Source organism: Paraburkholderia sp. BR13439, assembly GCF_040948805.1.
Lineage (GTDB): Bacteria > Pseudomonadota > Gammaproteobacteria > Burkholderiales > Burkholderiaceae > Paraburkholderia > Paraburkholderia youngii.
The window spans coordinates 387,235-413,620 of record NZ_JBFPKN010000004.1; the positions used below are offsets into that span (position 1 = coordinate 387,235).

The 26,386-nt window shown below is 62.1% G+C and carries 25 protein-coding genes; 11 read left to right on the top strand and 14 right to left on the bottom strand.

What is annotated here, in order from left to right; all coding sequences use genetic code 11:
* The first annotated feature begins 150 nt into the window (after window positions 1–150).
* Both AB3X96_RS11045 and AB3X96_RS11050 read left to right on the top strand, forming a co-directional pair.
* Window positions 151–1,365, top strand: a complete 1,215-nt coding sequence (locus tag AB3X96_RS11045) for a DUF6402 family protein (protein ID WP_368589733.1) — start codon at window positions 151–153, stop codon at window positions 1,363–1,365.
* The gene (locus AB3X96_RS11050; protein ID WP_368589734.1) at window positions 1,362–1,736 is read left to right on the top strand and encodes a hypothetical protein; all 375 of its coding nucleotides are present in this window, start codon (window positions 1,362–1,364) and stop codon (window positions 1,734–1,736) included. Before AB3X96_RS11045 ends, AB3X96_RS11050 begins: the two co-directional genes overlap by 4 nt.
* Before the next feature lie 89 nt (window positions 1,737–1,825).
* On the opposite strand, the gene AB3X96_RS11055 is transcribed toward AB3X96_RS11050, so the two are convergent.
* The 12 genes from AB3X96_RS11055 to AB3X96_RS11110 form a co-directional block, all read right to left on the bottom strand.
* Window positions 1,826–3,049, bottom strand: a complete 1,224-nt coding sequence (locus AB3X96_RS11055; protein WP_368589735.1) for a dienelactone hydrolase family protein — start codon at window positions 3,047–3,049, stop codon at window positions 1,826–1,828.
* Window positions 3,050–3,082: 33 nt separating this feature from the next.
* The gene (locus AB3X96_RS11060) at window positions 3,083–4,723 is read right to left on the bottom strand and encodes an AMP-binding protein (RefSeq protein WP_368589736.1); all 1,641 of its coding nucleotides are present in this window, start codon (window positions 4,721–4,723) and stop codon (window positions 3,083–3,085) included.
* 84 nt (window positions 4,724–4,807) lie between these two features.
* The gene (locus tag AB3X96_RS11065) at window positions 4,808–5,203 is read right to left on the bottom strand and encodes a RidA family protein (RefSeq protein WP_176366474.1); all 396 of its coding nucleotides are present in this window, start codon (window positions 5,201–5,203) and stop codon (window positions 4,808–4,810) included.
* Complete coding sequence (locus AB3X96_RS11070; protein ID WP_176120955.1) at window positions 5,203–5,643, bottom strand: thioesterase family protein; 441 nt, start codon at window positions 5,641–5,643, stop codon at window positions 5,203–5,205. The genes AB3X96_RS11065 and AB3X96_RS11070 overlap by 1 nt, the downstream gene beginning before the upstream one ends.
* Window positions 5,640–6,851 carry an acyl-CoA dehydrogenase family protein gene (locus AB3X96_RS11075; RefSeq protein WP_368589737.1) on the bottom strand — a complete coding sequence of 404 codons (1,212 nt, stop codon included), beginning with the start codon at window positions 6,849–6,851 and terminating at the stop codon, window positions 5,640–5,642. Before AB3X96_RS11075 ends, AB3X96_RS11070 begins: the two co-directional genes overlap by 4 nt.
* 1 nt (window position 6,852) lies before the next feature.
* A complete protein-coding gene (locus AB3X96_RS11080; protein ID WP_368589738.1) occupies window positions 6,853–7,704 on the bottom strand; it encodes an enoyl-CoA hydratase family protein in 852 nt (283 codons plus the stop codon).
* Window positions 7,705–7,723: 19 nt separating this feature from the next.
* Entirely contained in the window at window positions 7,724–8,263 is a 540-nt protein-coding gene (locus AB3X96_RS11085) for a MarR family winged helix-turn-helix transcriptional regulator (RefSeq protein WP_368589739.1), read from the bottom strand.
* A gap of 8 nt (window positions 8,264–8,271) precedes the next feature.
* On the bottom strand, window positions 8,272–9,045 hold the full coding sequence (locus AB3X96_RS11090; RefSeq protein ID WP_368589740.1) for an SDR family NAD(P)-dependent oxidoreductase: 774 nt from the start codon (window positions 9,043–9,045) through the stop codon (window positions 8,272–8,274).
* Complete coding sequence (locus tag AB3X96_RS11095; protein WP_368589741.1) at window positions 9,042–11,426, bottom strand: bifunctional salicylyl-CoA 5-hydroxylase/oxidoreductase; 2,385 nt, start codon at window positions 11,424–11,426, stop codon at window positions 9,042–9,044. Before AB3X96_RS11095 ends, AB3X96_RS11090 begins: the two co-directional genes overlap by 4 nt.
* Before the next feature lie 257 nt (window positions 11,427–11,683).
* Window positions 11,684–12,298: a hypothetical protein gene (locus tag AB3X96_RS11100; protein ID WP_368589742.1), complete on the bottom strand. Its 615-nt coding sequence runs from the start codon at window positions 12,296–12,298 to the stop codon at window positions 11,684–11,686.
* 49 nt (window positions 12,299–12,347) lie between these two features.
* A complete protein-coding gene (locus tag AB3X96_RS11105; protein ID WP_368589743.1) occupies window positions 12,348–13,142 on the bottom strand; it encodes a molybdopterin-dependent oxidoreductase in 795 nt (264 codons plus the stop codon).
* Between the two features lie 3 nt (window positions 13,143–13,145).
* Window positions 13,146–13,727 carry a cytochrome b/b6 domain-containing protein gene (locus AB3X96_RS11110; RefSeq protein ID WP_368589744.1) on the bottom strand — a complete coding sequence of 194 codons (582 nt, stop codon included), beginning with the start codon at window positions 13,725–13,727 and terminating at the stop codon, window positions 13,146–13,148.
* A 441-nt stretch (window positions 13,728–14,168) separates the two neighbouring features.
* Between AB3X96_RS11110 and glnH the strand changes: the two genes are divergently transcribed.
* Genes glnH through AB3X96_RS11135 form a run of 5 tightly spaced genes read left to right on the top strand, consistent with a single transcriptional unit; the run spans window position 14,169 to window position 18,363 of the window.
* Window positions 14,169–14,915 carry a glutamine ABC transporter substrate-binding protein GlnH gene (gene glnH / locus AB3X96_RS11115; RefSeq protein WP_368589745.1) on the top strand — a complete coding sequence of 249 codons (747 nt, stop codon included), beginning with the start codon at window positions 14,169–14,171 and terminating at the stop codon, window positions 14,913–14,915.
* Window positions 14,916–14,942: 27 nt separating this feature from the next.
* Complete coding sequence (gene glnP, locus AB3X96_RS11120; RefSeq protein WP_018438276.1) at window positions 14,943–15,599, top strand: glutamine ABC transporter permease GlnP; 657 nt, start codon at window positions 14,943–14,945, stop codon at window positions 15,597–15,599.
* On the top strand, window positions 15,596–16,333 hold the full coding sequence (gene glnQ, locus AB3X96_RS11125; protein WP_368589746.1) for a glutamine ABC transporter ATP-binding protein GlnQ: 738 nt from the start codon (window positions 15,596–15,598) through the stop codon (window positions 16,331–16,333). The genes glnP and glnQ overlap by 4 nt, the downstream gene beginning before the upstream one ends.
* 10 nt (window positions 16,334–16,343) lie before the next feature.
* Entirely contained in the window at window positions 16,344–17,429 is a 1,086-nt protein-coding gene (locus AB3X96_RS11130; RefSeq protein ID WP_368589747.1) for a C45 family autoproteolytic acyltransferase/hydolase, read from the top strand.
* On the top strand, window positions 17,365–18,363 hold the full coding sequence (locus AB3X96_RS11135) for a MurR/RpiR family transcriptional regulator (RefSeq protein ID WP_176106948.1): 999 nt from the start codon (window positions 17,365–17,367) through the stop codon (window positions 18,361–18,363). The genes AB3X96_RS11130 and AB3X96_RS11135 overlap by 65 nt, the downstream gene beginning before the upstream one ends.
* A 104-nt stretch (window positions 18,364–18,467) precedes the next feature.
* On the opposite strand, the gene AB3X96_RS11140 is transcribed toward AB3X96_RS11135, so the two are convergent.
* On the bottom strand, window positions 18,468–20,450 hold the full coding sequence (locus tag AB3X96_RS11140) for a phosphatase PAP2 family protein (RefSeq protein WP_368589748.1): 1,983 nt from the start codon (window positions 20,448–20,450) through the stop codon (window positions 18,468–18,470).
* A 740-nt stretch (window positions 20,451–21,190) separates the two neighbouring features.
* Here AB3X96_RS11140 and galU point away from each other — a divergent pair.
* The 3 genes from galU to AB3X96_RS11155 all read left to right on the top strand — a co-directional run bounded on the left by galU (window position 21,191) and on the right by AB3X96_RS11155 (window position 24,249).
* Window positions 21,191–22,090 carry a UTP--glucose-1-phosphate uridylyltransferase GalU gene (gene galU / locus AB3X96_RS11145; RefSeq protein ID WP_368589749.1) on the top strand — a complete coding sequence of 300 codons (900 nt, stop codon included), beginning with the start codon at window positions 21,191–21,193 and terminating at the stop codon, window positions 22,088–22,090.
* A gap of 377 nt (window positions 22,091–22,467) precedes the next feature.
* Window positions 22,468–23,124 carry a peroxiredoxin gene (locus tag AB3X96_RS11150; RefSeq protein WP_176106935.1) on the top strand — a complete coding sequence of 219 codons (657 nt, stop codon included), beginning with the start codon at window positions 22,468–22,470 and terminating at the stop codon, window positions 23,122–23,124.
* A 57-nt stretch (window positions 23,125–23,181) separates the two neighbouring features.
* Complete coding sequence (locus AB3X96_RS11155; protein WP_368589750.1) at window positions 23,182–24,249, top strand: rhodanese-like domain-containing protein; 1,068 nt, start codon at window positions 23,182–23,184, stop codon at window positions 24,247–24,249.
* 31 nt (window positions 24,250–24,280) lie between these two features.
* Here AB3X96_RS11155 and AB3X96_RS11160 read toward each other — a convergent pair whose 3' ends face one another.
* Window positions 24,281–25,285 (bottom strand): DMT family transporter, encoded by a 1,005-nt coding sequence (locus AB3X96_RS11160; protein ID WP_368589819.1) that lies wholly within the window; start codon window positions 25,283–25,285, stop codon window positions 24,281–24,283.
* A gap of 478 nt (window positions 25,286–25,763) precedes the next feature.
* Between AB3X96_RS11160 and AB3X96_RS11165 the strand changes: the two genes are divergently transcribed.
* Entirely contained in the window at window positions 25,764–26,381 is a 618-nt protein-coding gene (locus AB3X96_RS11165) for a dihydrofolate reductase family protein (protein ID WP_368589820.1), read from the top strand.
* Window positions 26,382–26,386: the final 5 nt, after the last annotated feature.

Sequence of the window (26,386 nt, forward strand, 5' to 3'; positions counted from 1 at the left end):
ACGGCTCGGATGTCTGCTCCGAGCCGTTTTCAGCATTCTCTGATTGCGATCAACTGATTTGACAGTCAAAAATCAAATTGAAGAGGAGATAGCTTTCAGCCGGAGTTTCGCGTATCCGGGCCTGGAAAAATTGAATAAGACGATCTAGTTATGAGCGACGAGGATAAGATTCCCTATTTCAAGGTAAACAAGCTTCTGTGGCGGTGGAAGCGATTCGATGGTGCCGAGGGTTGCACCGTTGTTCGGGAAGCGCGGCTTTCAATGGATAAAGCCCCGCCGCTGCTGCCAAAGCCACCAGAACCGAAGGTGACACCGAGCAAACTCGCCCGTAAGCCGGGCCGATCCGATCCATCGGTCAAATTTTTCGATGATATAGAGAAAATAACCGGCGCCTTGTCGCGCTTCAAGTCCTGGTTGGATGCGCCCGATCCGCCGAAGGACCTCCCGCCAGTACGGCATGCAAAGCAGAAACAAGAGAAGATTGTCCCGTCGTTCGACATTCAGGAGATTCCCGGCGCTATGCGCAAGGAATTTATGCCAGTGTCGGCAAAGCTAATGGAGCGGTGGTTTGCCGGCGAACTCAACTACGCTCCTACCGATAAAGACGTTGTCGGTGAAGTCAATCAGAAAGGGGAGCACTATCCTCCGGATATGTACGACACGACAACGATCAAGCTCGAATGGGTATTGAAACATCGACGAGCCAAAGACCAATACGAGGAGTTGATAGCGACGCATATTCGTACGTCACGGGCAAGGCAGGCGCTTAAGGAGATTCTCCAGCCATATGCTGGAAGACCATGTCTTGATTCGAGAACCGAGTGCGGAGAGAATCTTTCGAAGCTTCACCAGAAATTCCAGTTTCAATATGTGAAGGTCGGAAGTTCGCTATCTCAGAAGATCGGAGAGCTCCTCTATGCAGGTTTCCACAACAACGGTGTCCCGGACGATCTGACCGGCGCGCTGGGGTCATTCTGCATATACGCAGCCTTGGGGTACGCCGACTTTCGCAGGGAAGGCAATTCCAGGGTGGCAGAAATCTCGGGTATCTATGTTTATATCAAGGATAGCTACGACTTCACCGACAAGCCTGGCGAAGTATCGCAATATCTCGGTCATTGGAGCAAGAACGGAGTGATCGTTCTGGCGTACAACGGCGCCATGTCATACCTGAACAAACCGCGATTGTACTTTTCCTATCCGGTTGCACTGGGGAACCCGAAGGTCAATGGCAACGTGTACTACCCGGTTCACAATAAGGACTTTAGAGAGTGGGCAATAAAACACCACCGAGGAGGTGACTTCGTGATCTATTCGGATCGAAAGTTTGTTCGAATCGACCCACCGATCAAGGTGTATTTATGAAACGGCGGCGATCGATCGGATCGGCCGCGATAGTGCTTGCAGTGTTTGCCGTACTTCTCGTCGCGACGCACGCCGATACCGGGAATGCGAGCGAATGCATCAAAAGCACGTCAAAAAACGGCCGCTACATTGCAGAGCGATGCCTGCTCCAATGGCGAGGCGGCAACGATCCGGACTATCGCGGTCAGGTCTACGACGCCTCGTCAGGCAAATTGCTGGTGCGCAGAACCTTCAGCACACCTGTTCCTGAATTGATCTGGGTGGACGACGAAGGCGTTTCATTTTCCCGTGGCGGCGACGACGCGTCGTTCATAAAACTGCCGCCGTCATTCTATGACCGGATGATCGCCAGATTTTCATCGAGGGGATGACGAGCTTCTTCGTCCTCGCATGCCGTCATTAATACGCGCTGCCGGCGCGAGTCATTCGGACGATGCACAGCGACGGCAGCACCACCTCCTTAAACCTTAGACTTACCCCCCATCAACCCATTCGACGGCAAAGTCTCATCCAGCAACTTCCTCGCACTCTCAATCCCCGCCACCGGCAAACCCTCCGGATCGAGCAACCCCACCTGCACGAGCACCGAAGCCTGATCCCAATAGATGTGCTCGTTATAAAGCTTGTCACCGCGGAAGCACACCACGGCGAGCATCGGCACCTCGAAGTACTTGCCGGTCGGCGCGACGCCCGGCAGCAGCCAGTCGATCTCGCAGCTATGCGTGCAACTGAAAATGAACTCATCGACGACGCGATCCGAGCCGATCGTGCGCGAAATCGGGATCAGCTTCGTATCGGGCGGATTCGAGTTGACGAAATGTTGCGTGTAAAAGCGCTTCAGATTGTCATGCCCGACACCGCCCGTCATCGTCGGCACGTGATTGACGTAGGGCTCGGCGACCATCGTCGGCATCACCGCATCGACGTCGCGTGTCGCGAACTCGTGATAGCAATGCGCTTCCCACAGCGTGTTCAGATCGTAGACTGGACCGAGCACCTTGCGCAGCAGCGCGAGCGTGCGCGAGTACGCCATCATCGCGGCGGGCTTGTCGTACTGCTTGCGCTGCGGCGCGGCGAACGCGTGATTGCAGCCGGGATACACATATTGCTCGATCTGCGGCCGCGTACGCAGTGCGGCGCCGATGCGTTCGCGCGTTTCGGGCGGGCAGTGCGCGTCGTTTTCAGGGAAGTGGAACACCATCGGGCAGTTGATTGCCGATACTTCGTCGAGATGCGCGTCAAGCCCCACGCCGTAATAGCTGACCGCGCAATCGATTTCGGTGCGCGCCGCGCTCAGAAACGCGAGCTTGCCGCCGAGGCAGTAGCCGACCACGCCCACCTTGCCGGCCTGCTCGGGCAGTTCGCGCAACATGGCGATCGTGGCGGCGATGTCCTTCACGGCGACATCCGTATCGAACTGCCCCAGATAGCCGAGGGCCTGTTTCATATCGGCGTCGCCGTAGCCAAGCGAAATGCCCGGCTTGATGCGCCAGAACAGATCGGGCACGAGCACGACGTAGCCTTCTTCGGCGTAGCGATCGGCCGTCGCCTTCATCGTGTCATTGACGCCGAAGATTTCCTGCAGCAGCACGAGCCCCGGGCCCGAGCCCTGCGCGGGGCGCGCGACGTAAGCGTTGAAACGGCCGCCATCGTGGGCGAGGACTTCGATGAAAGAGCCGGCCATGCGGTCTGTCTCCAGTCTTATGATCTATACGGGTTACGTCATCATGCGCAACTCGAAACGTTTGAGCTTGCCCGTTTCGGTGCGCGGCAGCGCGCCGACGAACGTGATGACGCGCGGATATTTATACGGCGCGACGTTATTCTTAACGAAATCCTGCAGTTGCGCGACCAGTTTATCGTCGGCCGTGTAGCCGGGGTTCACCACGACGAAGGCCCGCACGATCTGCCCGCGCGTTTCGTCGGGCACGCCGATCACGCCGCATTCGGCCACCGCCTCGTGCTGCATCAGCACGCTTTCCACTTCAGGACCGGAGATGTTGTAGCCGGCCGACACGATCATGTCGTCGGCGCGCGCCTGGTAGAACACGTAGCCTTCCGCGTCGAGATAGACCGAATCGCCCGGCAGGTTCCAGCCATCGCGCACGAAGTGCAACTGTCTGTCGTCGGCCAGATAGCGGCAGCCGGTCGGCCCGCGCACCGCCAGTTTGCCGATCGTGCCGGGCGGTACCGGGTGCATGTCGTCATCGACGGCTTGCACGACGTAGCCCGGCACCGCGCGGCCGATCGCGTGCGGGCGGATCTCCGCGCCTTGCGACGAAACGAAGATGTGAATCAGCTCGGTGCCGCCGATGCCGTCGATCATGTCGATGCCAGTCGCGTCGCGCCACAGACTCCGCGTCGAATCGGGCAGCGCCTCGCCGGCCGACACGGTCTTTATCAGCGACGACACGTCGTGTTGCGCGACGAGCGGCGCCATCTGCCGATAGAACGTCGGCGCGGTGAACATCACGGTCGCATGAAAACGTTCGACCACGTCGAGCAAGGTCTGCGGCGTGAGCTTTTCAACGAGCACCGTCGACGCACCGACGCGCAGCGGAAAGCACAGCAGGCCGCCGAGCCCGAACGTGAACGCGAGCGGCGGCGTGCCGCAGAAGATGTCGCTCGCGGAAGGCTTCAGCACATGACGCGGGAACAGATCGCACATCGCGATCATGTCGCGATGGAAATGCATGCAGCCTTTCGGCGCGCCGGTCGTGCCGCTCGTGAACGCGATCAGGCAGACGTCGTCGGCGGCGGTGTCGCATGCGGTGAAGTGCTCGGGCTTGTTGGCGGCGAGCGTCTCGAGCGAATCGGCGGAATCGTCGTGAAAGCGGCGCGTCTGCTTCAGCACTGCGCAGTAGAACTCGTCGCGCGGATTCGTGCAGCGCTCGAGTTCCGCTGTCAGGCGCGCGTCGCAAAGCGCGGCGCTGACCTGCGCTTTCTCGATGATCTGCTTGAGTTCCTTCGCGCGCAGCAGCGGCATGGTCGGCACGACGACGAGCCCCGCCTTCAGCGCCGCGAGTGTGGCGACGGCCATCTGCAACGTGTTCGGTCCACGCAGCAGCACGCGGTTGCCGGGCCGCAAGCCCATTTCATCGACGAGCACATGCGCGCTGCGGTTGACCAGCGCGAGCAGTTCGCCGTACTTGGTCGCTTGCGGCTTGCCATGCACGTCGGACCAGATCGCCGGCCGGTCGCGATGCCCCGCCTCGATGGTCCGCTCCAGCAGTTCCGTCGCGCAGTTCAGCCGCGGCGGATAGGCGACGTCCGGATTGTCGAGCAGAAAGACGGGCCATTGATCCTGCGGCGGAAGATTGTCGCGCGCGAAAGTATCGACGTGTGCTGACGGTTCCATCATGGTCTCCCGGGGCGTTGAGCCGGAAAATGCGCTTCGTTCGGTGTGAAGGGCTTGCCTGTGCGTTCGGTACCTGTATGACGTTCAGTGCGGAATCACCGCGGTGGCTTCGATCTCGACCTTCGCGCGGTCTTCCATCAGCGCGACGACCTGCACCGCGCTCATCGCGATGTCGTAGTCGCCGATCAGCTCGCGAAACACGCGGCCGATGTCCTTCAGCGATGCGAGGTACTCGCGCTTGTCGGTCACGTACCAGGTGAGGCGCACCAGATGTTCGGGCTTGCCTCCCGCTTCGCGCAGCACGGCGAGCAGATTCTTCAGCGCCTGCTCGGACTGCAGCGCGAAATCATCGGAATGGAACTGCGCCTGTTCGTCCCATCCGATCTGGCCAGCGATGAACACCTGTGTGCCGCTCGCCGCGACGCCGTTCGCATAGCCGCGCGGTTTGACCCAGCCGGCGGGAAGGAGAGCTTTTTTCATCAGCGCTGAGCCTCGATGGGGGAGGGCGATGGAGCGTACGCCGCGAGCGCGCTCGCGATGTCGCCGGGAATATCGATCGATTTGGCGCTGTCGAACGACATGAACACGAGCACCTGTTTCGAACGAAAGCGCGTTTCGCCGTTGCAATGCCCGTGAATCTCGATGCCGATAGAACTGCGGCCGATGGTGTGGACCTCGAGCGTGAGCAGGATCGTTTCGCCCATCTGGCTCGGCCGCGAGAACTCGCAGTCGAGCTTGACGATCGGCAGGCCGATGCGGCGCCGCGCGATCATGTGCGCGTAGTCGATGCGCAGGCCCTCGTTGAACCAGTCTTCGACGAGCACGTTGGTCATCACGAGGTACTGCGGAAAGTACACGATGCCCGCGGGATCGCAGTGCGAGAAGCGGATGCGGACGGGCCGCTCGAACGATGTACTCATTGCGCGTTACCGTTCGCGGCGGCATGCGCCTTCAACAGATCGCGGCCGACGATCAACTGCTGCACTTCGGTCGCGCCTTCGTAGATGCGCAGCGCGCGGATCTCGCGGTACAGCATCTCGACCGCGCTGCCGCTTTGCACACCCATGCCGCCGTAAAGCTGTACGGCTGCATCGATCACCTGCTGCGCGCCTTCGCTCGCGTGCCACTTCGCCATCGCGGCTTCGCGCGTGACGCTTTCGCCCTGGTCGCGCAGCCACGCGGCCCGATAGACGAGCAGCGCGCTGCTGTCGATCGTCAGCGCCATCTGCGCGAGCTTCGCCTGCGTCAACTGAAAGTCGCCGAGCGTCTGGCCGAACATCTTGCGCGACGCCGCGCGCGCGAGGCCTTCGGCCATCGCATGACGCGCGAAGCCGAGCGATGCGGCCGCCACCGACGTGCGGAAAATATCGAGCGTGCGCATTGCGATCTTGAAGCCTTCGCCGGGCGCGCCGAGCATCTGGCTCTTCGGCACGCGCGCGTTCGTGAAGCTAAGACGCGCTAGCGGGTGCGGCGCGATCACGTCGATGCGCTCGGCGATGTCCAGGCCCGGCGTTTCTGCATCCACGATGAACGCGCTGATGCCGCGCGCGCCCGGTGCCTCGCCGGTGCGCGCGAACACCACGTAGAAGTCCGCGATGCCGCCGTTCGATATCCACGTCTTCTCGCCGCCGAGCACGTAGTGGTCGCCCTCTTCGCGTGCGGCCAGCGCCATCGCCGCGACGTCCGAGCCCGCTTGCGGCTCCGACAGCGCGAATGCGGCGATCGCCGTGCCGCTCGCGACGCGCGGCAGATAGCGCGATTTCTGCTCATGCGTGCCGGCGAGCGAGATCGCGCCCGAGCCGAGGCCTTGCATTGCCAGTGCGAAATCGGCGAGGCCCGAATAGCGCGCGAGCGTTTCGCGCAGCAGACACACCGCGCGCGTGTCGATCGTGTCGCCGTGGCCGCCATAAGCGACGCCACCGACGCCGTATTTCAGCCAGCCGGCCTCACCGATTTCACGCACCAGCAGGCGGCAGGTCGCGTCGGTGTCGCCATGATCTTGATGCTTGAGATGCTCGCGGCACCACGCGTCGATGCCGGCCGCCAGTTGGCGATGACGCGGCTCGAAAAACGGCCACGCGAGCGGGTTATGCAAGTCGATCGGCGCGTTCTGATGGTCGGCGCTCAACTCAGTCTCCTTCGAACACCGGACGTGTCTTCGCCGCGAACGCGTCGTACGCGCGCTCGAAGTCGCGCGTGCCCATGCAGATCGCCTGCGCCTGCGCTTCGGATTCGATCGCTTCGTCGATGCTCATGCTCCATTCCTGGTGCAGCATCTTCTTCGTCATGCCGTGCGCGAAGGTCGGGCCGGACGCGAGATCGGCGGCGAGCTTCTGTGCCTCTTCGATGAGCGCGGCCGGGTCGCACAGGCGGTTGTAAAAGCCCCATGCGTGAGCTTCGTCGCCGGTTGCCGAGCGGCCGGTGAACAGCAGCTCGGCGGCGCGTCCCTGGCCGATGATCCGCGGCAGCATCGCGCATGCGCCCATGTCGCAACCGGCGAGGCCGACCCGCGTGAACAGGAACGCGAGCTTGCTGCGCGCGGTGCCGAGGCGCAGATCGGAAGCCATCGCGAGGATTGCGCCGGCGCCCGCGCAGACACCGTCGACGGCCGCGATGATCGGCTGCGGGCAATGGCGCATGGCCTTGACGAGGTCGCCGGTCATGCGCGTGAACAGCAACAGCTCGGGCATCGGCAGATCGATCAGTGGCGCGATGATGTCGTGCACGTCGCCGCCCGAGCAGAAGTTTTCGCCCGCGCCGTGCAGCACGACGGCTTTCACGTCGGTCGCGTACGCGAGGTCGCGGAACAGGTCGCGCAACTCCGCATACGATTCGAAGGTCAGAGGGTTCTTGCGCTCGGGGCGGTTCAGCGTGATCGTCGCGACCTTGCTGGTCACCGACCAGCCGAAGTGCTTCGCCTCATAGCCTGCCAGGGTCAGGCGGTTGCCGGCCAACAGTGCGTCGGCGTTGGATCGTGTCATGGATTCCTCCAGTGCGAAGTCAGCCTTTCAGGCTGTCGAGCAAATGCCGCTTGAGTTTGCCGAGGTCCTGATGGGTCTTCATCTTTTCGTCGAGGCTCAGGCCGCCGAACATTTCGACGACCCATTGCTCGTGCACGACGGCCATTTTGTCGAACGCCTTGCGGCCAGCGGTCGTCAGGCACACGCTGATCGAGCGGCGGTCGTTCGGGTCGGTATCGCGCGTGACGAGCCCCTCTTTTTCGAGCTGATCGGTGATGCCGGTGACGTTGCCGCCCGTCACCATCAAACGGCGCGACAGCTCGGTCATCTTCAGGCCTTCGGGATGTCGTTCGAGTTGCGCCATCAGATCGAAACGCGGCAACGTGGTGTCGAATTCGGTGCGCAGACGTTTGCGCAATTCGGCCTGCACGAGGTTGGTGGTGGTCAGCATGCGCAACCACAGACGCAGGCCCATATGGCTGTCCGCACCGGTACTCATTTCGAGGTCCACGACGTTCTCCGCGGGTTGGGCGACGCCTTTGCGCGACGGCTTCGCATCGGCCGACTTTTTTGCTTGCATTGATTTGCTCACGTTACTTCCCCACCCGAAATGGAAATGGATTGCCCCGTGATCGCATCCGAGCCGGGGCGGCACAGCCACAACACCGCGTTCGCGACCTGCTCCGGACTCACGAAGCGGCGCTGCGGATTCGAGCGCAGCAGCGTGTCGCGCGCCTCGGCTTCGGTGCGCGAGGTCTTGCTCGTGATCTGTTCGAGCGATGCATGCAGCAGCTCGGTTTCGGTGTAGCCGGGGCACACGGCGTTGACGGTGATGCCGCGCGTCGCGGTTTCGAGCGCGAGCGCGCGCGTGAGACCGATCACGCCGTGCTTCGCGGCGCAATACGCGGCGACGTACGCATAGCCGATCTGCCCCGCGGTGCTTGCGACGTTGACGATACGGCCATAGCCACGCTCGAGCATGCCCGGCAGTACAGCGCGGGTGCCCAGAAACACGCCGGTCAGATTCACGTCGAGCATGCGCTGCCAGAGCGCGAGATCGGTGTGAGTGAACGGCGCGGCCTGCGCCTGCCCCGCGTTGTTGACGAGGATATCGACGGCGCCCGCCTCACCGAATGCGCGCGCCACCGACTCTTCTTGCGTGACGTCCATGCTGATGCACGCGACATCGCCGAGTGCCGCGCATTGTTCGCGCTGCGCTTCGAGGCGTTGTGCGTTGCGGCCCATCAGCGTGACGCGCGCGCCGGCGTGCAGCAGCGCCTGCGCGATGGCCGCGCCGATGCCGCTGCCGCCGCCGGTGACGACCGCGTGTTGACCGGCGAGAGAGGTGTCTGACGTGTTCACACGGTTCCTTCGGCGCGTTGCGCGCGTTGTTGCGCCGTCAGGCCGGCGTTGGCGATGGCATGCGCGCGCTCGCGTTCGAGGTTGCGTTCGAGCTGCATTTTCGCGGCGGTGTAGGGCTTCGGCCACGCGATGTCGAGATAGCCGATCTTCGCCGCTTCGTTGAGCGTCCACGACGGATTCGCGAGATGCGGACGCGCGATCGCGCACAGGTCCGCGCGGCCCGCCGCGATGATGCTGTTCACGTGGTCCGCTTCGGAAATCGCGCCGACCGCGATCGTCGCGATGCCGGCTTCGTTGCGCACGCGGTCGGCGAACGGCGTCTGGAACATGCGGCCGAACACGGGCTTTTCTTCCTTGCTGACCTGGCCCGACGACACGTCGATCATGTCCGCGCCGGCGGCCTTGAACGCTTGCGCGATCTTCACGGCGTCGTCGGGCGTGTTGCCGCCTTCGACCCAGTCGTGCGCGGAAATCCGCACCGAAATCGGCTTGTCCTGCGGCCACACCGCGCGGATCGCGCTGAATACCTGCAGTGGATAACGCAGACGGTTTTCGAGCGAGCCGCCGTATTCATCGGTACGGTGATTCGTCAGCGGCGACAGGAAGCTCGACAGGAAATAGCCGTGCGCGCAGTGCAATTCGAGCCAGTCGAAACCCGCTTCGATCGACATGCGCGTCGCCTTCACGAACTGCTGCTCGATTGCGCGTAGCTCTTCATGCGTGGCTTCCCGCGAATGCTGGCTGATGCCGCGCAGATACTGCTGCGGCGACGCCGAAACGAGCGGCCAGTTGCCTTCGTCGAGTGGCTGGTCGATGCCTTCCCACGCGACGCGCGTCGAACCTTTCGCACCGGAGTGGCCGAGCTGGATGCCGATCTTCGCATCCGATTGCAGATGCACCAGATCGACGATGCGCTTCCACGCGGCCAGATGCTCGGGCGCGTACATGCCGGGGCATCCCGGCGTGATGCGCGCTTCGGGCGACACGCAGGTCATCTCGGTCATCACGAGCGCGGCGCCGCCCATTGCGCGCGCGCCGAGATGCATCAGGTGGTAGTCGCCTGCCACGCCGTCTACCGCCGAGTACTGCGCCATCGGCGACACCATCACGCGATTCTTCAGCGTGACGCCGCGCACCTTGAAGGGCGTGAACATCGGCGGAATCGAATGTTTGTCCGCCGCGCGCTCGACGCCCGCGCGCTTCGCGAGCCAGTCTTCGAAGCCGGACAGATATTGCGAATCTCTCTCGCGCAAGTTCTCGTGCGAGATGCGCTGCGAGCGCGTGAGCAGCGAATAGGCGAACTGTTCCGGCTCGAACGACGTATAGCGATCGACGTGCTCGAACCATTCGGTCGAATTGCGCGCGGCGTTCTGGATGCGCAGCACGTCGACGCTGCGTACTTCGGTGTAGTGCTTCAACGCTGCGGCCAGATCGTCGGGATGTGAACCCGGATGCGCGCTGATGCTGTTCGCGAGTTCGATCGCGTCTTCTAGCGCGAGCTTGGTGCCCGAGCCGATCGAGAAGTGCGCGGTGTGTGCGGCGTCTCCCATCAGCACGATTGGCGTTCGTGTGCCGTTCGCATTGCGGCGCCAATGCACCCATTCCTTGTTGACGACGCGCGGAAAACGGATCCATTGCGACGAGCCGCGCAGATGTGCCGCGTTCGACATCAGCGCATTGCCGTCGAGGTACTTCGCGAACAGCTTCTCGCAGAACGCGATGCTGTCTTCCTTGCTCATTTCGTCGAGACCGGCGGCGCGCCATACGCGTTCCGGGGTTTCGACGATGAACGTCGAGGTTTGATCGTCGAAGCGGTAGGCGTGCGCCTGAAACCAGCCGAATTCGGTTTCCTCGAACGCGAACGTGAACGCGTCGAACAGCTTCTTCGTGCCGAGCCACACGAAGCGGCAGTCGCGCACGTCGATGTCCGGCTGATAGGTGTGCGCGTATTTCTGGCGCACGGCGCTGTTCAGGCCGTCGCTCGCGATGATCAGGTCCGCGTCGTATGCGCTGTCGTCCACGACCTGGGTTTCGAACACGAGCTTCACGCCGAGTTCTTCGCAGCGCGCCTGCAGGATATTCAGCAGGCGTTTGCGACCGATGCCGCAAAAGCCGTGGCCCGACGAACGCACGCTGCGGCCGCGGAAGTGGATCTCGATGTCGTCCCAGTGGTTGAACGCGTCGAGGATCGCCTCGGCGCTCGGGGCGTCGGCGGCGCGCAGATTGCCGAGCGTCTGGTCGGAGAACACGACGCCCCAGCCGAAGGTGTCGTAGGGGCGGTTGCGCTCGATCACCGTGACTTCATAGCCGGGGTTGCGCTTCTTCATCAACAGACCGAAGTACAAACCGGCCGGGCCGCCCCCGATACAGACTATGCGCATGCTGGTTCCCCAAAATGAACTCCGCGTTGAGATTAATTTAGGTTTTGATAGTTTAGATGTCAAGTAATTTTCGGGAGTGCCGGCATGGAGGAATTTTGCCCGCATGAATCCGCAGACGATGCTCGTGCGGCTGCGCGGTCGGCGGGCAGCGAGATGAATGCACCCCATCCAGGGAAATCAATCGTGACCATGCGTCGGCATGCACGGCGTCGACACATGACGCCGTGCGTGGCGCTCGCCGAGGCGAAGGTCAGCGGTCACATCGGCGGTACCACGCCGTCCTTTTCGACCACGACGCGTTGCGCAACGTAACTTCCCTGCGACGCAGGCGTTGCGACAATGAACACCTTCTTGCCGGCCGTAAGATCGCTGTGCTCCGCCGGCGTGAACGTGACGACGGGCACGTTTGGCGGCACCGTCACCACATTGCTGCCGCCCTTGTACGACAGCTTCAGGTCGCGTCCGTTAGTGCTCTGCACGACGGAGTCGACGTTCGCGTTGGTCATCGAGCTTTTCGGGCCCAGGTCCCACGGGTAATGCCCTTCGCCCGTGCCGCGCGCGGACTCGGGGAACACCACCACTTCCGTTGCCGTCAGCTTGCCGTCGGTGCCCGTGGTTGCAGCCGTGCCAATAAACGTACCCGGCTTGATATCCGATAGCTGCATCGTTTTCACAGCCGAGACACGCACATCCGGCTTTACATCGACCGACACGGTATCGCCGCTGCGGCGATGGACCTTGAGCGTCTCACCGTTTTGCGACACGATTTCGCCACGGATGCGCGTGGGCGTCGTCGCCGGCGCCTGCGCGAAAGCAGCGCTCGCGAGCGCGGCAGCCATAAAGGCTGCGCCAAGTTTGATGCGGAGTGTCATAGAACCTCCCAACTGGATGGTTGAAGGACGGGGGAAAGACATCATTGCTTCACGAGCCGCTGAACCAGTTGTAGCCCTGGTTCTCCCAATAGCCGCCCGGATACTGGTTGGTGATTTCGATAGCGACGAGATGTTTGGGATTCTTGAAGCCGAGCTTGGTCGGCACGCGCAGCTTCATCGGGAAGCCATACTTCGGCGGCAGCACGTCACCGTCGTAAGTCAGCGTGAGGAGCGTCTGCGGGTGGAGCGCCGTCGGCATGTCGATGCTGGTCCAGTAGTTGTAGTCCGCGCAATGCAGCGACACGTACTTTGCAGTCGTGTCCGCACCCGCACGACGCAGGAATTCGGAAAAGCGCACGCCGCCCCAGCGGCCGATCGCGCTCCATCCTTCGACGCAGACAAGGCGCGTGATCTGGCTTTCCTGCGGCAGCGCATGCAGTTCGTCGAGCGACCAGGTGCGCTTGCCGTGCGCGAGGCCGGTGACCTGCAGACGGTAGGTCGCGGCATCGATCTCGGGTACGTCGTCGATCTCATAGAACGCGTTGAACGGAAACGGCCGCGTGATCAACGATTCCGGATACGTGGGCGCCAGCTTGTCCGGATCGAACAGCAGCGCCTGCACGCGGTCGTTGAAGAGCGAGATGCGGCGCAGCGCGGTGTCCACCGCCTTGTCGTTGGTCAGATCGCAACCGGAGAGCATCGCGATGCCGCCCAGGGTCAGCAGCTGCCGGCCGAACAGGCGGCGCGCGGGCGATCTGAGTTCGCGCTGTGCGTCACGGATGATCGATTCGGCATGCGTCGCGAGAAAAGTGCCTGGTGGCGCGGTGCGTTTGCGGATCGTCACGATTTACCGTCCCCGTATCATCAACAGTAACGAGCGCGGCACGAGCGCGGCCATCGTGACGTGAACGATGAAAAACGCCACCAGTACGCTCATGCATACGAAGTGCACGACGCGCGCATTGTCATATCCGCCCATCAGCGTGCGCAGCAGCGGGAACTGCACCGACTTCCATATGACGAGCCCCGACAACACGATCAGCACGATGTCGGCGATCACGACGAGATAGGCGAGCTTCTGCACCGAGTTGTAGTGCGCGAGGTCGTCGTGTTTCAGGCGCCCGCGCAGTGCGGCGGCCAGATCGGCGGCCAGCTGTTTCGGCCTGATGGGCAGCAGTTTGCGTCGCAAGCGTCCGGACGCCAGATTCAGCGCGAGATAGACCAGGAAATTGGCGACCAGCAGCCACATCACGGCGAAATGCCATAGCAGCGCTCCGGCGAGCCAACCGCCAAGTGTGATCGAAGGTGGAAACTGAATGGCTGGAAAGATTGGCGACGCATCGTAAATCTGCCAGCCGCTCATGACCATCAGCACGACCGCGACAGCATTGATCCAGTGCGTAATCCGTACCCATCCGGGTTGAACCATGTTGTGACTCAAGATCACTCCAGATTCGGTGGCATTCATTCCAGTAGCGCGGGAGCAAGCCGGTCGGACACCGAATCACGCTCCGACCGTCAGGCTGCCATCTGCAACACAAGGGCTAACGCGATCGATCGACCGTTATTCCGTCGCGAGTGAAGATTTTCCCTTGCAATCGACTTTCAATAGCGACACACACCGCGCGCGAAAGCCGTCCCGCCCCAAGGGATTCGCAGCATCCGGCATGCCGTATTGCGCCGGGCAAAGCACTTCGGCGCAAAGACACGCTTCGGCACCCAGCGCCTTCCGTCCGACATCTCCCATCGGGGTATACCCGGTTCGCAAGCAAATTTGCGCGTCAAACTATTGTGCAAATAAATTTGCGGGAAGATACTCATCGCAAATCGGTTTGCTGTCGTTCCTCAACCCCACCTCGAAGAGGTCGTCATGAAACTCGTAGCAAAGCTCGCCGCGGCTGCACTCGTCGCCGTTTCCGTCCTCGGTCATGCCGCGCGGGCCGAGACCTTGCTGGTCGCCTGCGACACGGCGTTCGTGCCGTTCGAATTCAAGCAGGGCGACAAATACGTCGGCTTCGATATCGACCTGTGGGAAGCCATTGCGAAGGACCTGAAGCTCGACTACAAGCTGCAGCCGATGGATTTCAGCGGCATCCTGCCGGCGCTGCAAACCCATAACGTCGACGTCGCGCTCGCGGGCATCACGATCAAGGACGAGCGCAAGAAAGTGATCGACTTCTCCGATGGCTACTACGACAGCGGCTTCACGCTGATGGTGCCGGCCACCAGCGCGATCAAGGGCCCGGACGACCTGAAGGGCAAGTCGCTCGCGATCAAGACGGGGACGTCGGCGGCGGATTACGCGAAGACGCACTTCGCGGGTACCGATCTGCGCCAGTTCCCGAACATCGACAACGCGTATCTGGAGTTGCAGACAGGACGCGTCGATGCAGCGATGCACGACACGCCGAACGTTCTCTACTACATCAACACGGCCGGCAAGGGCCATGTGAAGGCGGTCGGTTCGCAGATGATGGCGCAGCAATACGGCATCGGCTTTCCGAAGGGCAGCCCGCTCGTGCCGAAAGTCAATGCGGCGCTCGCGAAGATCAAGGCTGACGGTCGCTACGCGGCGATCTACAAGAAGTGGTTCGGCGCCGAGCCGACGAAGTCCTGATAACGCAACGGCTGCGGGAGGCAAGTCATGCAGTTCGATCTGTCAGTCGTCGTCGATGCGTTACCGGCACTCTTGCAGGGCGCGAAGCTGACGGTGCTCATCACCATCGCGGGCCTTGCGGGAGGCCTGGCGGTCGGCTTTCTGTTCGGCTTGATGCGGGCGTACGGGAACGCCTTCATGCAGAAGATCGCGTTCGCGTACGTCGAGTTCGTGCGCGGCACGCCGATCGTCGTGCAGGTGATGTTCATCTACTTCGCTCTGCCCGTGCTGCTTAACGTGCGCGTCGATGCGTTGACGGCCGCGATCGTGTCGATCATCGTCAATTCGGGCGCGTATATCGCCGAGATCGTGCGCGGCTCGTTTTTGTCGGTGCCGCGCGGATTGAAGGAAGCGGGACTCGCGCTGGGCATGCCGATGTGGCGCGTGCTCGGGTTCGTCGTCGGGCCCGTTGCGATTCGCCGCATGACGCCTGCGCTTGGCAACCAGTTCATCGTGAGCCTGAAGGATACGTCGCTGTTCATCGTGATCGGCGTCGGTGAACTCACGCGTCAGGGTCAGGAAATCATGGCGGCGAATTTTCGGGCCGTTGAAATCTGGACGGCCGTGGCCGCAATCTATCTGTGCATGATCGGTGTGCTGACGTTCTGTCTGCGCACGATGGAAAAGAGGATGCGGATACTATGAGCGCGCTCGATATGGTGCAGTTCAAGCAGGTCACGAAGCGCTTCGGGCAGACCACCGTGCTGGACGGCGTCGATCTGAACATTCGCGCGGGCGAAGTCGTGGTGCTGATCGGGCCGTCGGGTTCGGGCAAATCGACGCTGCTGCGTTGTATCAATGCGCTGGAGCATATCGACGGCGGCGATCTGATCGTCGATGGCATCAGCGTGCACGGCGGCTCGAAGAAAGTGCGCGAGATTCGCCGCGAAGCGGGCATGGTGTTTCAGCAGTTCAACCTGTTCCCGCAACTGACGGCGCTCGAAAACGTCGCGTTCGGTCCGCGTCAGGTGCGCGGCATGAGCAAGTCCGACGCTGAAACGCTCGCGCACGAGCTGCTGACGAAAGTCGGCCTGGCGGGCCGCGTCGGGCACTATGCAAGCGAGTTGTCGGGCGGTCAGCAGCAACGCGTCGCGATTGCGCGTGCGCTGGCTGTCAAACCGAAGCTGATGCTGTTCGACGAGCCGACTTCGGCGCTCGATCCCGAACTGCGGCAGGAAGTGCTGCGGGTGATGCAGTCGCTGGCCGAAGAGGGCATGACGATGGTCGTCGTGACGCACGAAATGACGTTCGCGCGCAAGGTCGGCACACGTCTTATCTTCATGGAGGACGGCCACATCACGGTCGACGGGCCGCCCGCGCAGTTGCTCGACAATCCGCCGAATCAGCGCCTGCGCGATTTCCTTCAACACGTCGAATGATCTCGAACTCATGTCTGCAATTGGATTCATCGAAATCTCCGGGTCGCCGTTCGACGCGGGCGACGCGCTAGGCCGTTTCGGCGCGTTGGCCGTGCATCGCCACCTGGTGCAATCGGCCGCCTGGCGCGACGTCATGCAATGGCATGGCACGCCGCTCGCGGCCGCGCTTTCCGCACATACGCGGCAGCGCTTTCCGCGAATCTGGGCGGAATTGCAGGGGCTTGCCAACGGCCTCGGACTGCCCTTCGACGATGTGTTCCTGTGGAACTGCCGCGGCGACCTGTGGGCTGCGTCGCCCGACGGTTGCACGACGGTGCAATTGCCATCGGTTGATGGCAAGCGCATCAGTCACAACGAAGACGGCGACCCCGGCTTCGCGGGGCATTGCGCGATTGCCGCGTGTCGGATCGACGGCAGTCCGGGCTTTGCGGCGTTCGTGTATCCGGGCTCGCTGCCGGGCCATACGTTCGCCGTGACGGACGCGGGTCTTGCCGTCACCGTGAACAACCTGCGGGTGCGCCAGACCGAGGCGGGCGTGCCGCGCATGGTGCTCACGCGCGCCCTGCTGGACGCGCGCGACCTCGATGCGGCCGTTGCCGTGGTGCGCGACAACCCCCGCGCGGGCGGCTTCCATCTGACGCTTGCGCATCGGGCGAGCGCGCCGTTGCTGAGCGTCGAGTACAGCGCGCACGGTTGTTCCGTGCAGGAGATCACGCAGCCGTCATTGCATGCGAATCACGCGATTCATCCGCCGATGCGGGGCTTCGCCCAACTCGTGACAGATTCATCGCGTAGTCGGCAGGCGCGCGGCGACCGGATGTTGCGGGACGCAAGCGAAGCGGGGCATGCGCCTGAGCCGCTCGCGATCCTCGCCGACACGCACGACGAATCGCTGCCGATCTACCGCACCGACCCCGCCGATCCCGACGACGAAAACACGCTCGCAACCGCTGATATCGTGATCAGGGCGTCTCACATAGAATGGGACGTTTATGAACAACCAGGGACGCCGCCGCGATATCGATTGATCAATGGACACAAACCTACGCACGAAGCGCCGCAAGCCGGCGAACAAGGACGAGGCGAGCGCGCCTGAAGCCGTCGCTGGCGCGCCGCGCAGCGTCGATGCGCTGCGCGAACTGGTGGTGCGCATCGGTCGCGACGAGGCGGGCCTGTCGCTCGGCGGTAAGGCGCACGCCGTGCTGGCGTGGCTGCTCGAACGGCCGGAGGAAGTGGCCGTGCGGACCATCACCGATCTGGCGACGGCACTCGACGTCAATGCGTCGACGCTGACGCGGCTCAGCACGAAGCTCGGCTATACAGGGTTCGCGGATTTTCAGAGCGTGTTTCGCGATTCGCTGGCGGAGCGTCACCGGCATTTCTATACGAATCAGGCGGAGCGGCTCGTTGCAGGGAAAAAGCAGCGTGCGCACACGCCCGTCAATAGCGGAACCTCGCCCGAGGTCGAGGTCGTCGTGCAACTCGCGCACGAATCCATCGTCAATGTGGAGACGTTTCTCGCGCGGCTATCGGCTGACGATCTGCGTGGCGCGGCCGCGCTATTGGCGGGGGCGCCGCGCGTGCGCGTGCACGGCTTGCGGCAGTTCAGCGCGCTCGCCAGCTTTCTTTGCTATGGGCTCGGGATGATCCGCACCGACGTCGCACTGCTAGATGCGCAAGGGCTCGGCGTGGCTGAAGGACTCGCGCAGTTGCAACCGGGCGATGTGGTGGTCGTCACGAGCGTTTCGCCTTACACGCGCAGCGTCGCTGAAGCTGCGAAGGCAGCGGCCGAGGCGGGTATGACGGTCATCGCGATCACGGATACGCTCGCGTCTCCACTGGTGCCGCCCGCGCGCCACGCGTTCCTGATTCCGCATGACAGCAGTTTCTTCAGCAATAGCATGGGCGCGTATCTGATCTTTTGCGAAGGCCTGCTCAATCTGGTCGCGACGCATCTGGGGAAGCGGTCTTTGCAGGCGCTATCGCGGCGCGAACGATTGATTACCGCGTTGGGGATCGAGACGGACTAATGCTGGCGAGGGGTGCGAACTCCGTTCTGCGCGCGCTGACTTGACGAGAGCGGCCCTCGCTTTACGAGGGCCGAGCGCGGTCCGTAGCTCACGCATCCGCCGGATTACGAATCGATGTGCACCGACACCCCGTTCGCCGAATAGACGGGTGTCGCCTTGTGGCCGTCGACCGTGATCGTCGTGAACTGCTTGTTCGCCCCATTGCCATCGATCAGATCGATGGTGTCGCCGACCTTGGGCGCAAAGCCGTTCACGAACTTCACGTGCAGCGTGCCGCCTGCGATGGTGAGTTGATTACCAACGTGCAATTGGCCAGCGCCATTACCGTCGATGTCGAGTTCGAGCGTCGTGCCAGCGAGCTGCGTGTACTTGCCGACGATGGACACGGGCGAAGTCGCCGCGATGGTGACGCCGCCCGCACCCACATACACGTCGCCCGTGCCGAACGCATTCGGAGAATCCGCCTCGAGCACACCGCCGCTTACCAGGGAACCGCCCGACCAGGTGTTGTTGCCACCGAGCTTCAACGTACCGCTACCCTGCAGCGTCAACATCCCCGCGCCGGAAATGTCGTTGCGCCACAGATCCGACGCGTTGAATCCGCCTTGGGACGCATCCATCGAAACGATGACGCTGCCATTGAACGCACCATATCCGTCGCCGGCCGCAAACATGTTGAGGCGGCCCCATCCTTCCGCGTCATCCATGACCGGATAGCCGGAAGGAAGCTCGGTCGTCTTGAGCACTACGCGGCGCTGGGCTGCGCTCAGATACGGAAAGCGCGTCTCCAGCAATACTTCCGCACCCTTCGGCACGACGGGAGGCGCATCGGTCGATTCGATCGGAGCAAAGCCGAACGTCATACGGCGGGTGAAGTCTGCTTTGTTCGTCGCATAGTCGGCGAAGCGGTCCGTCGCTGCCGTGCCGGAGTGGGCGAAAGCGGCGAAGTTCGTCGAATTGGTGTTGGTCGACTGCATCAGGGCTGCGTGCGCCTGGCTAAATGCGGCGCTCTTCAAGGTGGCGTTGCTGGGATCGGAGAGATTCGCAGCAGTCGCCGCGAGTGCAAACATTCGACCAGCAATGACGTCGAGCGGCGAATGCATACCGGCAAAAATACGGTTTTCGCCAAGTTCGAGGCCGCGGCTCGCCATCTCCTGGAACCGCTCCGGCAGCACGTAGGCCATTGTCATCGCGTCGCGCATCGCCTCCGCCTCGTGACCGCTGATATATCCGCCATCGGTCGAAGGCGTGGTGCTCTCGGCCGGCACCAGAGTCGGAGCTACCACGACACTCGTGCTCCAGCGGTACGGCCGCGCGTATTTGTAGAAGCGCTTGGCCGGCTCGGTCGATGCGTTGTTGCCCATATTGCTGAGCAGATCGACAACCTGGCCGAAATTGCTATTGCCGCCACTGCTGCCGACGCCGATGTTGTTGCCGGCGTCGTTGTACAGCACGGTCGTCGCATCCGCCGGGATCGACGTGATCGTCGTCGTCTGCTGCGCCGCCGTGCGCCACGCGTTGGTGAGCGGGCCCATGCCGTCGGTCACGCTGTAGCCTTTGCCGCGCCGGTCGTCGTAGTAGGCTGCATCGGCCTGCGCCTGGGTGCGGTTGGTCGTTTCGGTGACCACGAATTGAATATTTGCGGCATGGACGGCGCTATTCACGACCGCCCCACCCGGCGTACCGTCATTGGGTAGTCCGGTCCACGTGGACTGCACGACAGCCGGAAACGAACCATTGGCGGGGGCGGATACGCCCGCATCGACGATCTCGGTCAACGGTTGCCAGATATCGAGGAATCGCGAGACGACACGCACGCCCGCATTCGTGGCGAGCGTCGCATATCGAGCGTCGCCGCGCTGGTTGGTCGCAATCGTGTCGACGAACGCGGGCACGTCGGGGATTGCGGCGTTGTCGACAAAACCGGGGTCGGCAGGCGGAGCCGGGATCGAGGCCGTCGCCGTTGTCGTTGAAGTATTCGAGGACGTCGGCGTAGAAGAGTCATTGCTGCCACCGCACGCGGCTAGTGCCGCCACGCTTGCGAGAATAGTGAGGCGCAGCGGAAGAGAGACGCGAAGATGAGTCATCACGAGACTTTCTTGTCGTTGTTGGTGGCGTCGAATTGTGCGGATGAATTATTACGGCATTGTTGCGACCTATTTTCAGGCAAGGGGGACATGCATCGCAGACGTCTGAGCGCAGAGAGGGAGAAAGCCAACCCCTAAAGCCAACCCCTAAAGCCAACCCTTTACCGTCGCCACTCGCCAGACGACAAACATGACGAGGCCCACCGACGCGGCGGTCAACAGAATGAAGTCAATCGAGCGCGCTAGCTTTTTCATATCAAAGTCGGATCGGACGTGCGACGTCCGCATGTGAACAGGGAGTCAGGCGTGCGTGAGTATCGAAACGCGCTTGTGCGGAATGTCGAGCGCTCACGGGCACGCTGAGATGGATCGCGGCCAGGCAGCGATCGACGGGGCGCCCGGCATTCAGCGTGGGTATGAAGTTACGCCCTGCAAGCTTAAAAGCCGCTTAGCCCGAGCCTGTCCCCTTGACGACCCGGGTTCTCCCGAGTCGCCCGGCGCTGCTGACTGACGCGCCGCAAGGGCGAATATCCACATCCGCCGGCAAACCGTGCCATCATGGCGAGCATTCAGCAGATGTTTGCGAGCGGACGGAAGCCACGTTTGTTGCAAGCGCTTCATCAGTACCGCACGCTCCGACGCGCAGCACTGGCCAGCCGAAGCGGGACGCCCAGCCGGCGGCATCCGGCCATGCTCTACAGCCGTGCTGCTCCGTCTACCAGCCGGACGAGGAGTTCATCATGCTCGCAGTTCACAAGGCGGTGTTTCCGGTCGCGGGAATCGACACGCGATTTCTGCCGGCCACGAAGGCGAGTCCGAAGGAGATGCTGCCGGTCATCGACAAACCGCTGATTCAATACGCGGTCGAAGAAGCGGTTGCCGCGGGTATCACCGAGCTGATCTTCATCACGGGCCGCGGAAAGCGCGTGATCGAAGATCATTTCGACAAATCCTACGAAGTCGAACACGTGCTGCGGGCGCGCGGGCTGCAAAACCTCGCCGAACTCGTGCAAAGCATCAAACCGCCCAACGTCAGCTGCATCTATGTTCGGCAAGCCGAGCCGCTCGGACTCGGGCATGCGGTGTTGTGCGCGCAAAAACTGATCGGCGACGAGCCGTTCGCGGTCGTTCTCGCCGACGATCTGCTCGAGGGTCAGCCGCCCGTTCTCGAGCAGATGGTGCACATCTTCAGCCATTACGATTCGTCGGTAATCGGGGTCGAGGAATTCGAAGCGGACGGCGCTTGCGCGCATGGCGTGGTCGGCGGACGTCATTGGGACGAGCGTGTGATCAACGTGTCGAGCATCGTCGAAAAGCCCGCGCCGGAAAAAGCGCCTTCGTGCTTCGGCGTCGCGGGGCGCTATGTGTTGATGCCAGCGGTATTCGACCACTTGCGCGCGCAGCGGCCCGGCCCTCACGGCGAGATTCAACTGACACCCGCCATTCATTCGATGCTCGAGGAAGAGCAGGTGCTCGCGTATGAATTCATCGGCAAACGCTACGACTGCGGGACCAAGCTCGGTTATCTGCAGGCGACCGTCGACTTCGCGCTGCGGCATAACGAAGTGCACGATGCATTCGGCGCCTGGTTGCGCAAGCGGCTCGACGGCGAGACGGCCGCGCTGGGCACCACGCATTAGCGCCGCCCATTGGACGACGGCACGGTCTGTTCAAAGCAGGGCCCGGTAAATCTGTGCGCTATCGCACACACGCCGACGCATCGAATGTCCATGATTTACCGATGAACGTCATTCCTGTCAGCCATTCCGGAGTGGCCAGCCGGCCAGATTTCGATGGGTGTCAGCATGGGCTTGCGCGTAACGCGCTATATTTGAATTCTCACTGCGCGATGCGGCGATGCGCTACTTGCCGCGCGAGTATGCGCCTCGAAAGCTTCATCTATCGTTGTGAGCCTTGGTGATTTTCGATCCCCGAGATTAACCGGGCTCGTGTTGGACCGTTGCAGACAGGCCTCGCTCGGGTCTTCCGCTTAACCACGACTTCACAGGACGGCAATATGTCACTTCGTATCAATGACACCGCGCCCAATTTCACCGCGCGGACCACGCAGGGCACCATCGATTTCCATGACTGGATCGGCGACCAATGGGCGATCCTGTTTTCTCACCCGAAAGACTTCACGCCGGTTTGCACGACTGAACTGGGCTACATGGCGAAGATCGAGCCGGAGTTCACCAAGCGCAACGCGAAGCTGATCGGGCTATCGGTCGATCCGGTCGAAGACCACGAAAAATGGGCCAAGGACATCGAGGAAACGCAGGGCGCCGCCGTCAAGTACCCGATGATCGGCGACACCGACCTCGCAGTCGCCAAGATGTACAACATGCTGCCGGCCGACGCGGGCGATACCAGCGAGGGCCGCACCGCAGCGACCAACGCGACCGTGCGCTCGGTTTTCATCATCGGTCCCGACAAAAAGATCAAGCTGACGCTGACCTACCCGATGAGCACCGGCCGCAACTTCGACGAAATCCTGCGCGTGCTCGATTCGATCCAACTGACCGCCAAACATAGGGTCGCGACGCCGGTCAACTGGAAGCAGGGCGAAGACGTGATCATCACGTCGGCGGTCAGCAACGAAGAGGCGCAGCAGGTGTTCCCTGGCTTCAAGACCATCAAACCGTATCTGCGCACCACCAAGCAACCGCGCTGACAGATGCGGCACGGCGGCCGTTCGCGGCCGCCTCGCCGATCTTCTTGAGAGATACAGATGATTTTTCGTCAGCTGTTCGATCCTGTTTCTTCGACCTACACGTACCTGCTCGGCGACAGCGGCGAGGCGGTGCTGATCGACCCCGTCTACGAGCAGGTGCCGCGCGATCAGGCACTGCTGCGCGAGCTGGGCCTCTGGCTGCTTACTACGCTCGATACCCACGTGCACGCCGATCACGTAACCGGCGCATGGCGCATGCGTTTGCGTTGCGGCAGCGAGATCGGTCTTGCCGCGGTCGTGGGGGCGAAAGGCGTGACGCGGCTGCTCGCGCATGGCGATCGGATCGACTTCGGCACGCGTCACCTGACCGTGCGCGCGACGCCTGGCCATACGAATGGCTGCCTGACCTACGTGCTCGACGATCAGAGCATGGCCTTTACCGGCGACAGCCTGCTGATTCGCGGCTGCGGCCGCACCGATTTCCAGCAGGGCAGTCCGCAGCAGTTGTTCGCGTCCGTGCGCGAGCAGATCCTGTCGCTGCCGGACGGCTGCCTCCACTATCCCGCGCACGATTATCGCGGCATCACGGTGACGAGCGTGACCGAGGAGCGGCGCTTCAATCCGCGTCTGGGCGGCGACGTCGACGTCGGTGATTTTGCCGGGTACATGAACAACCTGAATTTGCCGCATCCGAAGCAGATGGCGGTCGCGGTGCCCGCGAACATGCGTTGCGGGCAGCCGGAAGGCGGCGCCGAAGTTGCGACCGAAACACCGGATTGGGCACCGTTGACGCTGCGCTTTAGCGGCGTGTGGGAAATCGAGCCGATGGCGCTGCTCGAGCATGGCGCGAAATTTCAGATCGTCGATGTACGCGAGGCGCCGGAGTTCATCGATCGTTTGGGTCATCTGCCGGACGCGAAGCTGGTGCCGCTGTCGCAATTGACAGCGCGGCTCGAAGAACTGGATCGCGAGCGGCCGGTGGTCGCGGTGTGCCGGTCCGGCGTGCGCTCGGCGCAGGCGAGCGTATTGTTGACGAAGGCGGGGTTCGGCAAGGTGGCGAATCTTGCCGGTGGGATGCTGCGGTGGCGGACGGAGGGGTTGCCGGTTGCGTCGGACAGCGTTTGACGGGAAGCCGACGCTACGGAACCCCGCGAACTCAGCCGCGACCCTGAGGGCCCACGGCGACACCAGCCTTCGAATAGCCAGCGCTCCGTTGCGCCGAGCGCGTAACCAGCCAGATTCCTCCGCATACCAGCACCAGCGCGACGAGATTCTTCAATTCCATGATGTTCTCGTTCAGGCAAATCGCGGACAGCACGGTACCGAACACGGGCACCAGGAAATTGAAAACGGTAACTTTGCCGACCTGGTTATATTTGAGCAGAAGACTCCACAACGTGAAGGCCGCTGCAGACAGCAACGCCAGGTAGGCCAGCAAAGCCATCGATCCCAGCGTGAACGCGTGCAACGAACCACCGGTCGCGTACCCCGCCGCAAGCAGAACGACGCCGCCAAACCCGAGTTGATAACCCGTCATGACCATGACGTCCATACTCTGCGAAATGCGCTTTCCGTAAATCGATGCAGCGGATAGCACGAATGCGGCAATCACGATAAAGCCTTCGCCGAGCAAGGTGAATGCAAATTCAAACAGACCGTCGCCGAAATTGACGACCATCACGCCGACGAATCCCAGCAGACATCCAAGCGCTTTGCGTGGCGAGACCTTATCGTTCTTGTAGATGAAATGGGCAAGCAGCACGCTGAAGAAGGTCGTCGTCGAGTTCAGGATCGAACCGCGAACGCCGGTCGTGTAGGCGAGACCGATATAGAAGAAAACATATTGAATGGCCGTTTGCGTGAAACCCAATAGCATCAGCTGTCCGCTATTGCGTCGATTCAATTCGAAAACAGGCTTGTTTGAAAAGGCAGCAAGAATCAACAACAACAGTCCCGCGAGCACGAACCGGTAGCCCGCGAAGATCAGCTTCGAAGGAATATCGTTTTGTGTGATTCCGAGTAACGCGTAGCCAATTTTAATTGCCGGGTATGAACTGCCCCAAAGCAGGCAGCATAGCGTCGCCACGATGACGAGCACTTTCGGTTGGGTGAAAAACCGCGCGGAATCGCGCGATCCGGTTGTGGCTGAAGGCACGGACATTTTTCGGGTGATGTTGTCTTTGTGCACTATGTGGGCAGGCCACAGCAGTGCTTTTTTATCGCGGTATCGCTTATTTGCTTTTCAGTGATACCGCATGAAGGCTTCGCGAAATTATACGCAAATGCAATTGTAATGTCAGGGAGGAGCGGTTGCCTCGCATCTAGCCATGCGTCGAACGTCTACGCGAATTCGGGCCGCGAACACTCATCGGCCATTGCGCGAAAGGCCACGGGCGACCGGACGTTACGCCGGCTGCTATGTGCGCATCACTGTGTCGGGCGATCTTCCGACCATACGCTGGCGAGTGGTGCGCACCTTCACACCTGCGGCGCAGGCACCCGTGGGTCCAATTATTCTGCGCCGATCGCGCGATGCCCGCTTGCGCGGCTTCACGCAGTCCGCACGCCGATTGTCGATCCGCGTGCGAGTCGTTCGTCGTAAAGATAAACCGATCAGCTTCATCGACCAGGAGCCCATCATGCGCAAGCACATCGTTTCCATGTTCGTCAGCCTGGATGGCGTCACTCAATCCCCCGGCGGGCCCGAGGAGGATGCCAGTGGCAACTTTCGCCTGGGCGGCTGGATCGTCCCTTACGCCGACGAAGCGATCGGCGTGAGTGTGCACGAGCTGCTCGCTCAGCCGTTCGAGTTGCTGCTCGGGCGTTGCACGTATGACATATTCGCGTCTTATTGGCCCCATGTCCCGGCCGATTCACGCAGCCGCGGCATGGCCGACCAGTTCAATCAGGTCCGCAAGCACGTGGCCACGCATCGATCCGATACGCTCGATTGGCACAACAGCCACCCGCTGAACGGCGACCTTGCCGACGCGATACGCACGCTGCAACTTCAGGACGGTGCCGATCTATTGACGTTCGGCAGCGGCGACATGGTGCGCCAACTGCTGGCCGCGGGCCTCGTGGATGAGCTCCGGCTTCTGATTTACCCCGTCATACTCGGGCACGGCAAACGTCTGTTCGGCAACGACGCACAAGCGTCGGCCTTCACGCTGGAACAGGCGACGAGCACGCCCGGCGGCGTGCTGATCACGCGCTACACGCGCAATGGCGAGGTGCGAACCGGAGTGTTCGAGTAGACGTG

What these genes read in the sequence shown, in the direction of transcription:
- AB3X96_RS11045 (WP_368589733.1), top strand. Translation starts at nt 151, where the DNA reads ATGAGCGACGAGGATAAGATTCCCTATTTCAAGGTAAACAAGCTTCTG.
- AB3X96_RS11050 (WP_368589734.1), top strand. Translation starts at nt 1,362, where the DNA reads ATGAAACGGCGGCGATCGATCGGATCGGCCGCGATAGTGCTTGCAGTG.
- AB3X96_RS11055 (WP_368589735.1), bottom strand. Translation starts at nt 3,049, where the DNA reads ATGGCCGGCTCTTTCATCGAAGTCCTCGCCCACGATGGCGGCCGTTTC.
- AB3X96_RS11060 (WP_368589736.1), bottom strand. Translation starts at nt 4,723, where the DNA reads ATGGAACCGTCAGCACACGTCGATACTTTCGCGCGCGACAATCTTCCG.
- AB3X96_RS11065 (WP_176366474.1), bottom strand. Translation starts at nt 5,203, where the DNA reads ATGAAAAAAGCTCTCCTTCCCGCCGGCTGGGTCAAACCGCGCGGCTAT.
- AB3X96_RS11070 (WP_176120955.1), bottom strand. Translation starts at nt 5,643, where the DNA reads ATGAGTACATCGTTCGAGCGGCCCGTCCGCATCCGCTTCTCGCACTGC.
- AB3X96_RS11080 (WP_368589738.1), bottom strand. Translation starts at nt 7,704, where the DNA reads ATGACACGATCCAACGCCGACGCACTGTTGGCCGGCAACCGCCTGACC.
- AB3X96_RS11085 (WP_368589739.1), bottom strand. Translation starts at nt 8,263, where the DNA reads ATGCAAGCAAAAAAGTCGGCCGATGCGAAGCCGTCGCGCAAAGGCGTC.
- AB3X96_RS11095 (WP_368589741.1), bottom strand. Translation starts at nt 11,426, where the DNA reads ATGCGCATAGTCTGTATCGGGGGCGGCCCGGCCGGTTTGTACTTCGGT.
- AB3X96_RS11100 (WP_368589742.1), bottom strand. Translation starts at nt 12,298, where the DNA reads ATGACACTCCGCATCAAACTTGGCGCAGCCTTTATGGCTGCCGCGCTC.
- AB3X96_RS11110 (WP_368589744.1), bottom strand. Translation starts at nt 13,727, where the DNA reads ATGGTTCAACCCGGATGGGTACGGATTACGCACTGGATCAATGCTGTC.
- glnH (WP_368589745.1), top strand. Translation starts at nt 14,169, where the DNA reads ATGAAACTCGTAGCAAAGCTCGCCGCGGCTGCACTCGTCGCCGTTTCC.
- glnP (WP_018438276.1), top strand. Translation starts at nt 14,943, where the DNA reads ATGCAGTTCGATCTGTCAGTCGTCGTCGATGCGTTACCGGCACTCTTG.
- glnQ (WP_368589746.1), top strand. Translation starts at nt 15,596, where the DNA reads ATGAGCGCGCTCGATATGGTGCAGTTCAAGCAGGTCACGAAGCGCTTC.
- AB3X96_RS11130 (WP_368589747.1), top strand. Translation starts at nt 16,344, where the DNA reads ATGTCTGCAATTGGATTCATCGAAATCTCCGGGTCGCCGTTCGACGCG.
- AB3X96_RS11135 (WP_176106948.1), top strand. Translation starts at nt 17,365, where the DNA reads ATGGACACAAACCTACGCACGAAGCGCCGCAAGCCGGCGAACAAGGAC.
- AB3X96_RS11140 (WP_368589748.1), bottom strand. Translation starts at nt 20,450, where the DNA reads ATGACTCATCTTCGCGTCTCTCTTCCGCTGCGCCTCACTATTCTCGCA.
- galU (WP_368589749.1), top strand. Translation starts at nt 21,191, where the DNA reads ATGCTCGCAGTTCACAAGGCGGTGTTTCCGGTCGCGGGAATCGACACG.
- AB3X96_RS11150 (WP_176106935.1), top strand. Translation starts at nt 22,468, where the DNA reads ATGTCACTTCGTATCAATGACACCGCGCCCAATTTCACCGCGCGGACC.
- AB3X96_RS11155 (WP_368589750.1), top strand. Translation starts at nt 23,182, where the DNA reads ATGATTTTTCGTCAGCTGTTCGATCCTGTTTCTTCGACCTACACGTAC.
- AB3X96_RS11160 (WP_368589819.1), bottom strand. Translation starts at nt 25,285, where the DNA reads ATGTCCGTGCCTTCAGCCACAACCGGATCGCGCGATTCCGCGCGGTTT.
- AB3X96_RS11165 (WP_368589820.1), top strand. Translation starts at nt 25,764, where the DNA reads ATGCGCAAGCACATCGTTTCCATGTTCGTCAGCCTGGATGGCGTCACT.